Origin of the sequence: Kluyvera cryocrescens NBRC 102467, from assembly GCF_001571285.1 — a bacterium.
Classification (GTDB): Bacteria; Pseudomonadota; Gammaproteobacteria; order Enterobacterales; family Enterobacteriaceae; genus Kluyvera; species Kluyvera cryocrescens.
Genome location: NZ_BCTM01000001.1, coordinates 245,423 through 259,657, shown reverse-complemented (window position 1 = coordinate 259,657; position 14,235 = coordinate 245,423). Strand labels below are relative to the sequence as shown.

At 56.7% G+C, this 14,235-nt stretch carries 9 protein-coding genes; 4 read left to right on the top strand and 5 right to left on the bottom strand.

What is annotated here, in order from left to right; genetic code table 11:
- Nucleotide 1: 1 nt before the first annotated feature.
- The 3 genes from mdtC to KCR01S_RS01265 are packed head-to-tail and all read right to left on the bottom strand — an operon-like array spanning nucleotide 2 to nucleotide 7,464.
- Entirely contained in the window at nucleotides 2-3,079 is a 3,078-nt protein-coding gene (gene mdtC, locus KCR01S_RS01275) for a multidrug efflux RND transporter permease subunit MdtC (protein ID WP_061279346.1), read from the bottom strand.
- Nucleotides 3,080-6,202, bottom strand: coding sequence for an MdtB/MuxB family multidrug efflux RND transporter permease subunit (locus tag KCR01S_RS01270; RefSeq protein ID WP_061279345.1), 3,123 nt, complete (start codon nucleotides 6,200-6,202; stop codon nucleotides 3,080-3,082).
- Entirely contained in the window at nucleotides 6,202-7,464 is a 1,263-nt protein-coding gene (locus KCR01S_RS01265) for an MdtA/MuxA family multidrug efflux RND transporter periplasmic adaptor subunit (protein ID WP_061279344.1), read from the bottom strand. The genes KCR01S_RS01270 and KCR01S_RS01265 overlap by 1 nt, the downstream gene beginning before the upstream one ends.
- A 317-nt stretch (nucleotides 7,465-7,781) precedes the next feature.
- Here KCR01S_RS01265 and KCR01S_RS25820 point away from each other — a divergent pair, with 317 nt between their 5' ends.
- Nucleotides 7,782-7,904 (top strand): type I toxin-antitoxin system Ibs family toxin, encoded by a 123-nt coding sequence (locus tag KCR01S_RS25820; RefSeq protein ID WP_112202682.1) that lies wholly within the window; start codon nucleotides 7,782-7,784, stop codon nucleotides 7,902-7,904.
- Nucleotides 7,905-7,984: 80 nt separating this feature from the next.
- On the opposite strand, the gene yegD is transcribed toward KCR01S_RS25820, so the two are convergent.
- Nucleotides 7,985-9,337 carry a molecular chaperone gene (gene yegD, locus KCR01S_RS01260; protein ID WP_061279463.1) on the bottom strand — a complete coding sequence of 451 codons (1,353 nt, stop codon included), beginning with the start codon at nucleotides 9,335-9,337 and terminating at the stop codon, nucleotides 7,985-7,987.
- A 147-nt stretch (nucleotides 9,338-9,484) separates the two neighbouring features.
- Between yegD and alkA the strand changes: the two genes are divergently transcribed.
- Nucleotides 9,485-10,327 carry a DNA-3-methyladenine glycosylase 2 gene (gene alkA / locus KCR01S_RS01255; protein WP_061279343.1) on the top strand — a complete coding sequence of 281 codons (843 nt, stop codon included), beginning with the start codon at nucleotides 9,485-9,487 and terminating at the stop codon, nucleotides 10,325-10,327.
- Here the strand turns inward: alkA and KCR01S_RS01250 are convergent.
- On the bottom strand, nucleotides 10,279-12,555 hold the full coding sequence (locus tag KCR01S_RS01250) for a diguanylate cyclase domain-containing protein (protein WP_072277053.1): 2,277 nt from the start codon (nucleotides 12,553-12,555) through the stop codon (nucleotides 10,279-10,281). The genes alkA and KCR01S_RS01250 overlap by 49 nt on opposite strands.
- Nucleotides 12,556-12,907: 352 nt before the next feature.
- Here KCR01S_RS01250 and udk point away from each other — a divergent pair, with 352 nt between their 5' ends.
- Together udk and dcd are read left to right on the top strand one after the other, a co-directional pair.
- The gene (gene udk, locus KCR01S_RS01240) at nucleotides 12,908-13,549 is read left to right on the top strand and encodes a uridine kinase (protein WP_052285230.1); all 642 of its coding nucleotides are present in this window, start codon (nucleotides 12,908-12,910) and stop codon (nucleotides 13,547-13,549) included.
- A gap of 78 nt (nucleotides 13,550-13,627) precedes the next feature.
- On the top strand, nucleotides 13,628-14,209 hold the full coding sequence (gene dcd, locus KCR01S_RS01235; RefSeq protein ID WP_061279340.1) for a dCTP deaminase: 582 nt from the start codon (nucleotides 13,628-13,630) through the stop codon (nucleotides 14,207-14,209).
- The last annotated feature ends 26 nt before the right edge of the window (nucleotides 14,210-14,235 follow it).

Below are 14,235 nucleotides of genomic sequence, written 5' to 3'. Positions count from 1 at the left end.
GTTATTCCGTTACCGATTGTCGGGTTTGACGCGAAAAACGCAGACGTAGACTCTCGAAGAACAGATAAATCACCGGTGTGGTGTAAAGGGTCAGCAACTGGCTCATGACCAGCCCCCCTACAATCGTAATCCCCAGCGGTTGACGCAGTTCCGACCCATCGCCACCGGAGATAACCAGCGGCAGCGCACCGAACAGCGCCGCCAGCGTGGTCATCATTATCGGGCGAAAACGCAGCAGACAGGCCTGGAAAATCGCCTCTTCCGGCGATAGGTTGCCGTTACGCTGCGCCTCAAGGGCAAAGTCGACCATCATGATGGCATTTTTCTTCACAATGCCAATTAATAGCATGATCCCAATGAGGGCGATTAGGCTAAACGGGGCACCGAAAAGCTCCAGCGCCAGCAGCGCGCCAACGCCTGCGGACGGCAGAGTAGAGAGAATGGTCAGCGGGTGGACGTAGCTCTCATACAAAATCCCCAGCACGATATAGACCGTGGCGATAGCGGCGATAATCAGAATAACCTGCGAGTTCATCGTATCCTGGAATACCTGCGCCGTGCCGGCGAAAGATCCGCGCACCGTTGGCGGGACGCCCAACTGTGTCATGGTACGGGTGATGGCGTCGCTGGCTTCCGAGAGCGATTTGCCGGTCGGCAGGTTAAAGGAAACCGTAGAGGCAGCTGATAGCCCCTGATGGTTCACCGACAGCGGCGCGTTGGCCGGCTGCCATTTGGCGAAATAAGACAGCGGAATGGCTTTGCCGTCGTTATTAATCACGAACATTTTATCCAGCGCACTGACGTCCTGGGTGTAAACAGGGTCAACCTGCATCACCACTTTGTACTGATTAAGCGGCTGATAGATGGTGGAGATCTGTCGTTGGCCGAAGGCGTTGTTGAGCAGGCTGTTGGCCTCTTCGACGCTAATACCCAGACGCGACATGGTTTCCCGATCATAGATCAGATCCATCTCGGCCCCGTTGTCCTGCTGATCCGAGTTGACGTCGGCCAGCTCTGGCAGTGCGGCCAGCGCTTTGCGGATCTTCGGCTCCCATTCGCGAAGGGCGCTTAAATCATCGGAGAGCAGGGTGTACTGATAGCTGGCGTTGGCCTGCCGTCCGCCGACGCGAATGTCCTGGACCGCCATTAAGAACAGGTTGGCGCCGGGTTCTTTAGCGAGCTTCTTACGCAACCGGTCGATGATCTGCTGCGCGGATTCGTGACGCTGGTCGCGAGATTTGAGAGTGATAAACATCATCCCGCTGTTGACGCGCGAGCCGCCGGTAAAGCCGGTGACATTATCAACCGCCGGATCTTCACGAATGATCTTCATAAAGTCCTGCAGTTTGCCGCGCATCGCCTGGAAGGAGATGCTCTGATCGGCCTGGATTCCGCCCATCAGCACCCCGGTGTCCTGCTCCGGGAAGAAGGTTTTCGGAATCGAAATATAGAGCCAGACGTTCAGGGCGATGGTCGCGAGGAACACCACGCCGACCAACCGTGCGTGATTGAGGACCCAGCGCAAGGATTTGCCATAACCCTGCTGCATGGCGACCAGTAAACGCCCCAGACCTTTGGTGCGGGTTGGCGTATGCGGACGGCTGGATTTCAGCATCCAGCCGCACATCATCGGCGTCAGCGTTAACGACACCGCTAGCGAAATACCGATAGCCACCGACAGCGTGACGGCGAATTCGCGCAGCAGCCTACCGGGCAGGCCGCCCATCAGCAGCAGTGGCAGGAACACGGCTACCAGCGAAACGCTCATCGACAGGACGGTAAAGCCAACCTCACGGCTACCCTGCAGCGCCGCCTGTAGTGGCTTTATCCCGGCTTCCAGATGACGAGAGATATTTTCCAATACCACGATGGCGTCATCGACCACAAAACCGGTGGCGATGGTCAGCGCCATCAGCGACAGGTTGTTGAGGCTAAATCCGCACAGATACATGGCGGCAAAGGTGCCGATTAACGAAACCGGAACCGCCACCGCTGGGATCAGCGTTGCGCGCCCCGAACGCAGGAACAGGAACACCACGAGGATAACCAGCGCCACCGAAATAACCAGCGTCTGCTCCACTTCTTCCAACGATGCGCGGATGGTCGGCGAGCGATCCTGGGCAATTTGCAGATCGATAGCGGCGGGAATGGTTTCCTGCAGCGCCGGCAGTTCGGCACGAATGCTATCAACGGTCTGGATGATGTTGGCTTCCGGCAGTTTGCGGATCATCAACAAAATCGCCGGTTTGGCGTTGGTCATCCCCGCGTTACGCACATCCTGCACCGAATCGGTGATGTTTGCCACGTCGCTCAGGCGCACCGCAGCCCCGTTGTTGTAGTGAATAATCAGCGGCTTATACTCCGCCGCTTTTTTTAGCTCATCGTTAGTCTGTACCTGCCAGCGGTGCGCGGTATCTTCAATCGCCCCCTGCGGCTTACGCACGTTGGCATTGCTGATAGCCGTACGCACCGCATCCAGCGACACGCCCTGGTTAAACAGCGCCTGCGGATTGAGATCAACACGCACCGCAGGCAGGGAACTGCCGCCCACGTCCACGTCACCAACGCCGTCAATCTGCGCGATGTTCTGCGCCAGCTGGGTGGAGGCAAAATCGTACAACTCGCCCTGGGAGTAAGTGTCCGAGGTGAGCGTCAGGATCATGATTGGCGCATCGGACGGATTGGCCTTGCGGTAGGTTGGACGGCTCGGCATACCGCTGGGCAGCAGATTCTGCGCGGCGTTGATGGCCGCCTGCACATCGCGCGCTGCACCGTTGATATCGCGATCGAAGTTAAACTCAAGAATGATGCGCGTACTGCCCAGCGAGCTGCTGGAGGTCATTTCGTTGACGCCGGCAATGCGCCCAAGCGAACGTTCAAGCGGGGTGGCAACCGACGATGCCATGGTTTCCGGCGAGGCCCCGGGCAGCGAGGCGCTGACCATGATAACCGGGAAGTCTACCTGCGGCAGCGGAGCCACCGGCAGCAGCCGAAAGCCCAGAATGCCGCACAGGGTGATGGCGAGCGAAATCAGGATCGTCGCCACCGGACGGTAGATGAAGAGCGCAAAAAATTTCACTTACGCTTCCTCTTCACGATGTGGGAAGCGGCTTTTCAGGTATAGCGACAGTCTGTCGAACAGCAGATAGATGACCGGCGTGGTGAACAGCGTCAGCACCTGGCTCACCAGCAGGCCTCCGACCATGCCGATCCCCAGCGGACGCCGCAGCTCTGCGCCTACCCCGGTGCTTAGCATCAGCGGCAGGGCGCCCAGCAGCGCCGCCAACGTGGTCATCAGGATTGGGCGGAAACGCAGCAGACAGGCCTGGTAAATAGCCTCGCGCGGTTCCATGCCCTGCTCGCGTTCAGCCGCTAGCGCAAAGTCGATCATCATGATGGCGTTCTTCTTCACGATACCGATAAGCAAGATGATGCCGATGATGGCAATGACGTCCAGCTCGCTGCCCGAAATCATTAGCGCCAGCAGCGCGCCGACGCCCGCCGTTGGCAGCGTCGACAGAATGGTGATCGGGTGGATAAAGCTTTCATACAGCACGCCGAGCACGATATACATCGCGACGATGGCCGCCACGACCAGCCAGATGGTGCTGCTCAGCGCCGACTGGAAGGCGAGGGTGCTGCCCTGGAATTCGGTACGAATGTCCGTCGGGAAGTTCAGTGATTTTTCCGCATCCTGAATAGACTGCACCGCATCGCCCAGCGAATAGCCATTCGGTACGTTGAAGGAAATGGTGGTTACCGGGAACTGGTCGAGATGGTTAATCGACAGCGGCGCAAAGCGCTGCTCGATTTTGGCAATCGCGGTCAGTGGGACAATGCCGCCGTCGCTACTGGTCAGGCGAATATTATCCAGCGCCGCTAATCCCGGCGTGGCTCGGGTATCGTGCTCCAGCACGACGCGATATTGGTTAGCCTGGGTGTAGATGGTGGAAATCAGGCGCTGGCCAAAGGCGTTATACAGCGCGTTGTCGATGTCGGCCATGGAAATACCCAGACGGCTGGCGCTGTCGCGATCGACGTTCACAAAGGCCACCAGTCCCTGATCCTGCCAGTCGCTGCTGACGTCGGAGAGCTGCGGCTGTGCCTGTAGCTGGGTCATCAGCTGCGGCACCCATTGGCTGAGCGCATCCAGCGAGTTGGCCTGCAACGTAAACTGATATTGCGTGCGGCTAACGGTGGTATCGATGGTGAGATCCTGCGTCGGTTGCAGATACAGTTCAACGCCCGGAATACGTGCCACCGACTGTTGCAGACGGTTAATGACGGTTTGTACCCGGTCATCACGGTCGCTTAGCGGTTTTAGGTTAATTTGCAGACGCGCGCTGTTGAGCGCCGGGTTGGTACCGTCAACGCCAACAAAGGAGGTTAAACTGGCAACCGCCGGATCTTTTAGGATCGCGTCGGCTACCGTCTGCTGACGCTGCGCCATGCTGGTGAATGAGACCGACTGCGGCGCCTGGAGCGTGCCTTGAATAATGCCGTTATCCTGAATCGGGAAGAAGCCTTTCGGGATGGTAACCCACAGAATAATCGACAGCGCCAGCGTGCCCAGCGCTACGCTCAGGGTTAACCAAGGATGGTTTAATACGCGGGCCAGCCAATGGCCGTAAACGGCAATCACTCGCTCGAAGAAACGCTCGCTAGCGCGGGAGAAGCGGTTTTGTTTACGCAGCGATTCATGACTCAGCATGCGCGCGCACATCATAGGCGTCAGGGTCAGTGAAACGATGGCCGAGATCAGAATGGCCACTGCGAGGGTGATAGCAAACTCACGGAACAGACGGCCGATGATATCGCCCATAAACAGCAGCGGGATCAGCACCGCAATCAGCGACAGGGTCAGGGAGATGATGGTAAAGCCAATTTCGCCCGCGCCTTTTAGCGCCGCCGCCATCGGTTTCTCGCCTTTTTCGATGTAGCGCGAAATGTTTTCAATCACCACGATAGCGTCATCGACCACAAACCCGGTGGCAATGGTCAACGCCATCAGCGTCAGGTTGTTGATGGAAAAGTCGAGGAACACCATGACCGCAAATGTACCGACTAACGACAGCGGTACGGCCACGCCGGGAATGATGGTTGCCGGCACGTTGCGCAGAAACAGATAGATGATCATGACTACCAGCGCAATCGCCAGCATCAGCTCAAACTGGGTGTCGGAGACGGAGGCACGAATATTGGTGGTACGGTCAGACAGCACCTCTACCTTGACCGACTTCGGCAGGCTTTCGGTCAGCTGCGGCAGCATTTGACGAATGCTATCGGCGGTCGAAATGATATTGGCACCCGGCTGGCGCTGCACGTTCATCACGATAGCCTGTTTTTTATTGGCCCATGCGCCAAGCCAGGTATTTTCCGCCCCTTGTTCAATGGTCGCCACATCGCCTAAGCGAATAGGCGCGCCGTTTTTGTAGGCAATAATCAGTTGGCGGTATTCCTGCGCCGACTGCATCTGGTCGTTGGCCGAGAGCGTAACCGCCCGCGACGGACCGTCCAGACTGCCTTTAGCGGAGTTGACGTTGGCGCTGGTGATCGCGGTGCGAATATCTTCACTGGTCAGCCCCAGGGCGGCAATCGCCTGGGCGTTAAGCTTCACGCGGACAGCGGGGCGCTGGCCGCCCGCCAGCGTCACCAGACCGACGCCGGAGACCTGGGAGATTTTCTGCGCGACGCGCGTTTCCACCATATCTTCCACTTCGGTCATCGGCGTGGCGGTGGAGGTGACGGCAAGCGTCATGATTGGCGGATCCGCCGGGTTCACCTTACTGTAGACCGGAGGGTTGGGCAGATCATTTGGCAGCAGGTTGGTGGCGGCGTTAATGGCCGCCTGCACTTCCTGCTCAGCAACGTCCAGCGGCAGGGTAAGCTGGAATTGCAGCGTCACCACCGAAGCACCGCCTGAGCTTTGCGATGACATTTGTTTTAAGCCGGACATTTGGCCAAACTGGCGTTCCAGCGGTGCCGTAACGGCGGAGGTCATGACATCCGGGCTGGCGCCAGGGTAGAGCGTGACGACCTGAATCGTTGGGTAATCTACCTCGGGGAGCGCAGAGACGGGTAGAAAACGGTAGCCGATAATCCCGGCCAGCAAAATCGCCACCATCAATAGGGTGGTGGCGACAGGGCGCATAATAAACAGGCGGGATGGGCCGCCTGTGCTGCTCGGCGGTAAAACTTGCATCAGCCGCGCGCTCCTTTATGACCGGCGGAGTGGTCTTCTGCCGCCGCCGGTTTTTCGCTGCTGGCGGCGGTGGCGTCATGGGCGGTGACCACTTCTACCTTCGCACCCTCGGTCAGGCGATCAATCCCATCCGTCACGACGCGGTCTCCCGCGGAGAGTCCGGCGTCAATAACCACTTTCTGGCTATCCTGAATACCCGGTACGACCGTGTGTTTACTGACCTTGTTATCGCTATTGAGGACCCAGACGAAGTGACCATCGTTGCCCATCTGCAGTGCGGCCGTTGGGATCACCACGGCGTTTTGTTGGGTATCCACCAGCATACGGGCGTTGACGAATTGGTTAGGGAACAGCGCATCGTCCTGATTATTAAAACGGGCTTTGAGTTTGATGGTCCCGGTTGTGGCATCAATTTGGTTGTCGAGGCTCAGCAGCGCGCCGTCGCTGAGCTTGGTTTTATTGGTTCGATCCCAGGCTTCAACGGCCAGCGATTTACCTGCTTTCTGCGCCGCAACGACGGTGGCGATGTCATTTTCTGGCAGCGTAAAGACGAGGTCTATCGGGTGCGTTTGCGTCAGCACCACAATCCCGGTGGTATCACCGCTGGAAATTTGGTTACCGATATCGACCTGTTTTAAACCGACGCGGCCATCGATAGGTGCCGTAATCCGGCTCCAGGTGAGCTGGAGCTGAGCGCTGGCCACCGACGCTTCATCGGCTTTAATGGTGCCTTCGGTCTCGCTGACCAGCGACTGCTGGGTGTCGAGTTCCTGACGAGAAACAAGATTGGTTTTCACTAACTGCTGGTAACGCGCCAAATCGCGGCGGGCGTTGGCGAGCGTAGCTTTATCTTTCGCCAGCTGTCCCTGGGCCTGCGCCAGCGCGACTTTGAATTGACTCGGATCGATTTCTGCCAGCAGATCGCCGGCTTTAACCTGCTGCCCTTCCTGGAAATGAATCGCCATGAGCTGGCCGTCCACGCGGCTTCTGACGGTGACTGTGTTAGCAGCGGTAATGGTGCCTAACCCGCTTAAGTAACGGGGTACGGCTTCGCTGGTGGCGGTGGCGGCCTGTACTGGCGCAAGGGTGCCGCCGAAACGGCCACCATGACGTCCGCCGCCCGCAGGTGCACCCGCAGGTTTCGCGGCGCCAGATGCCGAAGTATTGGAATTACTGCTGAAGTGCCAGATGCCGACCGCCCCCGCGATAACCACCAGCACGGCCAGCGCAATTCGCCAGCGTGTGTTATGACTGCCTTTCATTGTTATACGTGTCTCGTCCTGAATCATTCCACGAAATGATACTAGTTTAGTTACGGAACGCTCAGAAAAAATGGAGGAAATATGAAAGACGGCGAGAATCGTCCGAAACACGAACGGCTTTACGAGTAGGCTCGCAAGGCGAGGGAATGAAACGGCGCAAAACGACCGTTGGTGGTACCGTCAGCGGCGTTTAGCGAGGTGCTATAGCCAAAATAATTCGAGTTGCAGAAAGGCGGCAAGGGAGTGAATCCCCAGGAGCGTACAGGAGTACGTGACTGGGGTGAACGAGCGTAGCCAACGCACAGGCAACTTGAAGTATGACGGGTATAAAACACAGGAAAGCCCCTCCTGATGAAGGGGCCTTATATATGGAAAGGGTGATGATGAACAGGGTCATCATACTGGTGATACTCTTAGTCATTAGCTTACCGGCTTACTAAGACACCAGGGGGAAGAGCAATCCTCCCTTACCCTAACTCCTTTACGGTAGGTTGAAAAAGCAGCGAAGTCAACGGTCCGATCAGGCGAAAACCACCTGCGCCCAGCGTGCAAGACCGGCGGTGACCGAGCCAAAATCATCGCCACCGGCGATAGGAATGCCTGGTAGCTGTTCGGCCAGCGCTTTCTTAATCAGCGGGGAGCGAGCGCTACCACCGGTTAAGTAGATAACGTCGGGTTTTTCGCTGCTGTTTTCCAGCGCCAACTGTACCTGCTCAAGAATGCGCGTCAGCGGCTGATTCAGCGCCGCTTCCAGCCCGTCCTGGCTGATGGCGGTGGCTAACGTGTCGCTAATGAACGGCAGCGCGGTATCAATTTGCGTGTTCTCGGACAGCGCGATTTTGCTCTCTTCCGCACAGCGTACCAGGCGATAGCTTAAACGCTGCTGCCAGACTTTATACAGCAGAAACACTTTTTCCGCATCGCGGGCGTCGCGCGCCAGATCGCGCAGCAGGCGACCGTTGGCGGCGCTGTAGAAATCGGTTTGTGCAGGGACATCGTTGATTGCGACCGCGTTCCACCATGGGAGAATCGGCAGAGCGATACCTTTTTCGGTCTCGCCCCCCATGCCCAGCAGCGGCATTAGGCTTTTGAAGGCTAGGGCGATGTCGAGATCGTTCCCGCCGACGCGGCAGCCGCTGTGGCCAAGCAGGCTTTGTTCACGGTCGTGGCGGGTGCGCCACTGCGGCCCCATCAGCAGAACCGAGCAGTCGGTGGTCCCGCCGCCGATATCCACCACCAGTACGCGTTTTTCGTCGCGGAGGGTGGCCTCAAAATCCAGACCGGCGGCAACCGGTTCGTACTGGAAGACCACTTCGCGGAAACCGGCGCGTTTCGCCGCGCGTTCGAGGATGCCGACAGCCTGGGCGTTGGCTTCATCGCCGCCGAGCCCCTGGAAGTTAATTGGGCGACCAATTACCGCCTGATCCAGATTGCCCTGTAGCTGCGTCTGCGCCTGCTGGCGAATATGCAGCATCATAGAGCAGACCAAATCTTCGAAGACTGCAACCTGCTGCGGCTTAAGCCCGCTGGCGCCGAGGAAAGATTTCGGCGATTTCACGAAGTAGACTTCTTCCGGGTCCGTGATGTATTGCTTGAGCGACGCGAGGCCAAACTGCACGCTGTTACTCAACACATCGATATCTTCATCGCGGTTGTAATTCATTGCCCGGCGCAGTAGCGCCTGGGTCTCATCGCCTGACGCCGGTACCTGGTGGTGGCGGTACAGCCACTCGCTTACCGATTCGCGCGTCGGTGCGGACAGCATCGAAGGCAGCAGAGTGCTGCCGTTTTCCATCATCAGCATGCGCGGTGCGCCATCCTGCATGACGGCGATAGAGCAGTTCGCTGTCCCATAGTCAAAACCAATAAACACGTCAATCATCCCCATGCCAGTGAAGAAAGGGGGGCGACTTTAGCTGAATGTGGCAGTGGCGGCAACTGGAATATGAAAGCAAGGTCTTCACCGCGATTAGCCGCTATGCTGTAACCCTTTGGTGAATTCCCTGCATAAGGAAGCATGATGTTTGAACTGCCGTGGCTTGCGCCGTATGACTGGCACTGGATGTTCACTTTTTTACAGGCGCGTGCGGTGACCGGTATTGAACGTTTTCAAGGCGGTAGCTACACCCGTAGCTGGCGCTGTGGGCCGCACTGTGGGTTGATAACCATGACGCCTGATGAGGCGCGACAGGTGCTGCACGTTACGCTCACGCCGGGATTAATACCGCGACAGCAGCAGGTGCGGGAAGGGGTGATAAAACTGTTGGATTTGGCCTGCGACCCACAGCCGATTCAACGGGCATTGGGCACGCTGGCCACGTCCAGACCGGGGCTACGGTTGCCCGGTTCGCTGGATGTATTTGAACAGGGCGTGCGCGCGATCCTCGGGCAACTGGTGAGCGTCGCGATGGCTGCGCGCTTGACGGGAAAAGTCGTGGCGCGTTACGGACAGCCGTTCGAAGACGGTGAGGGCTTTTTTCTGTTTCCCACCGCGGGACAGCTGGCGATGGCGGACCCGGCAGAACTGAAAGCGTTGGGTATGCCGCTAAAGCGTGCGGAGTCGTTAATTCATTTTGCCCACGCAGTGGCGAACGATGAGCTGCCTCAGGCGCTGCCCGAAAACGTCGAGCAGGCGCTTAAAGCACTACAGTGCTATCCGGGAATTGGCCGCTGGACGGCGAATTACTTCGCCCTGCGCGGCTGGCAGGCGAAGGATATTTTCCTGCCCGATGATTACCTGATTAAACAACGTTTCCCGGGCATGACGCCTGCGCAGATCCGCCGCTATGCCGAGCGCTGGCAGCCCTGGCGCTCTTACGCGTTATTGCATATCTGGTATTCGGAGAGCTGGTCGCCGGAATGAAGCGTCGGGGTATAAACCGTGACAATACCGCGACCGTTATTTTTTGAGGTATAGCAGGCCGTATCGGCCTGTACCAGCGCCTCGGCGAGACTGGCGTTGTGTTCGTGGATCAGCGTTAAGCCTGCGCTGGCGCCAATCTGGTGTCGGCGGCCACCCCAGGTGAATTCGTAATGGTTGATGGCATCGACTACCCGCTCACAGGCGCTCAGCGCCTGTTCGGTTGAACAGTGGCGAATGATAAAGCCAAATTCATCGCCCCCCAGCCGCGCCAGAATATCGCTGGGCCGCAGCATGGAGCGCATTAGCGTGGCAATTTCGTGCAGTAGGGCGTCTCCCGCGGCGTGTCCGGCGCTGTCGTTGACCGCTTTAAAGAAATCGAGGTCGAGCATCACCAGCGCGTGCGACTGATGACTTCCCGGCAGCAGTTTCAGTAATCCTTTAAGCTGGCTTTCAAAGCTTGAGCGGTTAGGTAAATCGGTTAGCGCGTCGTGCGTGGCGCTGTAGCTTAGCTGACGAAGCAGTTTGCGTGACTCGGTGACATCCTGAATGACCAGTACAAAACCAATTCGCTCGCCTTCCTGAGTTTTCAATGGCGTCATGGTGTAATGGATATCGAAGTTGCCGCCGTAGCGGTTTTGTAGGATTTTATCGTGCTCAGCCTCGCCGTTTGATTTCTCTTCGCTATTGAGCTGATTCAGGGTGAAACCGTCGCTGCCATAGGTGATTCGCAGGATGTCCAAAAGGGGTTTCCCCTGAGCCTCAGCCTCAGCCTGCTTCCAGCCGCTCATTTTCTCGGCGACCGGATTCATAAAGATAATGTTTTGCTCATTATCGGTGCTGATCACCGCTTCGCTAATCGAGTCCAGCGTAATATGCAGCCGCTCTTTTTCCTGGAACAGCGCGTCGTTGGCCTGAGTGATTTTTGCCATCAGCTGTCGGTTGGCTTCACGGCTTTTTTTCAAGTCGTTAATGTCTTCAATCTGCTTAATGAAATAGAGCGGCGTCCCGTCCTCATGGCGAACCAGCGAGACGGCGAGCAGCGCCCAGACGATTTCACCACCTCGGGTGCAGTAGCGTTTTTCCAGCGAATAGCTGTCCACTTCACCACTTATCAGCCGATCAAGTTGGGCCAGATCGCCTTCGAGATCTTCATGCCATGTCACCTGCTGGAAGGTCATTCGCTGAAGCTCCTGCTGGCTATAGCCAAGGAACGTACTCAGCGATTTGTTCACCTGCAGCCACTGCCCGTGGGTATCGACAACCGCCATGCCGATGGCCGAGTACTCCATGGCATTACGAAAACGGGTCTCGCTTTCGGTGATATGCCTTCTTTCGCTATCAATAGCGTACATCGTGATGCTCATCACGCCGGTCGGTAGCAGCACCAGCATGAACGGCAGGCCTGGCATATTGGCCAGCTTATAGATGTTGAGGGTCGACTCAATCATCTCCTGTACCATCGGATGCTGGGCGGTTAATGTCAGCACCGCCATGATGGTCACCAGGGAAATCAAAAACGTCTCGACGCGGGGCTGGCGCACGGCGCTCCACATGAGTAGGACCATGATGAAGGTAAACGGCCATGGCATGTAGAAGATAGACAGAATACTCAGCACGAGGGTGATAATCGTGGTCAGTATCACGTTGAGCAAGGCTTGCGTGTGGCGCATGCGTTTGAGGAACGAGGCATTAAGCAATATGCCTAATGGCACCAGCGCCAGTGCGCCGGTGGCTTCGGCAATCATCCAAACGAAGAATGTCTGTAACGCATTGGTACCGGGGGCAAACGTACCAATCAGCACGCTGCCCAGCAGCGGCGGGATCAGCGCACAGGCAATGGCCATTCGCGTCCAGTCGTGCAGGTTACGCAGCGGATTATCGAGCGGCAACCAGCGGCGCAGTAGCAGTGCGCCCGTCAGGGCTTCCAGCGTATTCACCAGCGGATAGAACAGCGTGATAGCCGACGGCGAATAGATACAGGTCGCGGCAATAATCCCCAGAATGCCAGCGAGGGCGATTCCCGGCCATAGCTTCACATTGAAGCGATAAAAGGCCGCCATCATTATCGCCGTGGGGAACCAAACCGGGGAGAGATCGCTGGGTTTGTGGACCAGGGTAAAGGAAAATAGCGTGAACAGGCAGGTCACGATTCCCAAACCGCAGAGGATCTGCATTGGGTGGAAGGATAAGGTTGGGACAAGGGAACTGCGTTGGATGTCGTTCTTCATTACCACAAATTCCGGGGATATTATCCCCGGCCAAACCGAGAGTAACCCTGATTATGCATCAACTGCGGCCGCGTTTATCGGATCTATGACACTAATTGACAATAATCGTCGATTAGTGCCATCCGTAATATCTCATTGATGCTGCGGGGGTAATCGTCGAAAGCGTCCTGACCGGGATTGATCTTTTGTCGCCGCAGATTGGCGTATACGACTGGTATCGTAGCCTTGAAATCCCTATAATTGCCGCGTTTGGCGCTAATACGCGGGATTATTCCTAACACACCCCTGTTGAATAAGCATGTTTATTCGCGCCGTCCTTCCTTTCATCCAGGTTAATCGGGTCGCAAAATTTATGACTGATAAGTCTCATCAGTGCGTCATTGTAGGTATCGCCGGCGCATCGGCTTCAGGTAAAAGTCTCATTGCTAGTACGCTGTATCGCGAATTGCGCGAGCAGGTAGGTGATGAGCACATCGGTGTTATTCCTGAAGATAGTTATTATAAAGACCAAAGTCACCTGTCCATGGAAGATCGGGTTAAAACCAACTATGACCATCCTAATGCGATGGATCACAGCCTGTTGTTCCAGCATCTGCAGACCCTCAAGCGCGGCAATCCTATCGAACTTCCGGTTTATAGCTATGTTGAACATACCCGTAAGCAGGAAACGATTCATATCGAACCGAAAAAAGTCATTATTCTCGAAGGTATTCTGCTGCTGACCGATGCGCGTCTGCGCGATGAGATGAATTTTTCTATTTTCGTTGATACGCCGCTGGATATTTGCCTGATGCGCCGTATCAAGCGTGATGTTAACGAACGCGGCCGCTCGATGGACTCGGTGATGGCGCAGTACCAGAAAACGGTACGCCCGATGTTCCTGCAATTTATTGAACCGTCCAAGCAGTACGCTGACATTATCGTGCCGCGTGGGGGCAAAAACCGCATCGCCATTGATATTCTGAAAGCGAAAATTAGCCAGTTTTTTGAATAAGTCACGTGAATTGTGTAACGTGCTGTAAAGGCCCTTAACCATGCCGGAAGAGGGCAGGTAGTAAAACAGGAGAGTGATATGCGTCTGTGTGACCGAGATATAGAAGCCTGGCTGGACGAAGGGCGACTGTCGATCAATCCGCGCCCGCCAATTGAGCGTATCAATGGCGCAACGGTTGACGTGCGTTTAGGTAATAAATTTCGCACTTTTAGCGGTCATACGGCGGCCTATATCGATTTAAGCGGACCGAAGGCTGAAGTCAGCGCGGCGCTGGATCGGGTGATGAGCGATGAAATCGTGCTGGCAGAGGGCGATGCGTTTTATCTTCATCCGGGCGAACTGGCGCTGGCGGTCACGCTGGAATCGGTCACGCTGCCAGCGGATCTGGTCGGTTGGCTCGATGGACGTTCCTCTTTGGCGCGTCTGGGGCTCATGGTCCACGTCACCGCTCACCGTATCGATCCCGGCTGGTCTGGCTGCATCGTGCTGGAGTTCTATAACTCCGGTAAGCTGCCGCTGGCGCTGCGCCCGGGGATGCTGATTGGCGCCTTAAGCTTTGAGCCGCTTTCCGGCCCGGCTGCGCGCCCCTATAACCGTCGTGAAGACGCGAAATATCGCGATCAGCAGGGCGCGGTAGCCAGTCGTATTGATAAAGACTGACCATCCGTCGCTAACCTGATGAGGGT

Coding starts and splice junctions, on each gene's coding strand:
- KCR01S_RS01270 (WP_061279345.1), bottom strand. CDS start 6,202: ATGCAAGTTTTACCGCCGAGCAGCACAGGCGGCCCATCCCGCCTGTTT.
- KCR01S_RS01265 (WP_061279344.1), bottom strand. CDS start 7,464: ATGAAAGGCAGTCATAACACACGCTGGCGAATTGCGCTGGCCGTGCTG.
- KCR01S_RS25820 (WP_112202682.1), top strand. CDS start 7,782: ATGACGGGTATAAAACACAGGAAAGCCCCTCCTGATGAAGGGGCCTTA.
- alkA (WP_061279343.1), top strand. CDS start 9,485: ATGTTTGAACTGCCGTGGCTTGCGCCGTATGACTGGCACTGGATGTTC.
- KCR01S_RS01250 (WP_072277053.1), bottom strand. CDS start 12,555: ATGAAGAACGACATCCAACGCAGTTCCCTTGTCCCAACCTTATCCTTC.
- udk (WP_052285230.1), top strand. CDS start 12,908: ATGACTGATAAGTCTCATCAGTGCGTCATTGTAGGTATCGCCGGCGCA.
- dcd (WP_061279340.1), top strand. CDS start 13,628: ATGCGTCTGTGTGACCGAGATATAGAAGCCTGGCTGGACGAAGGGCGA.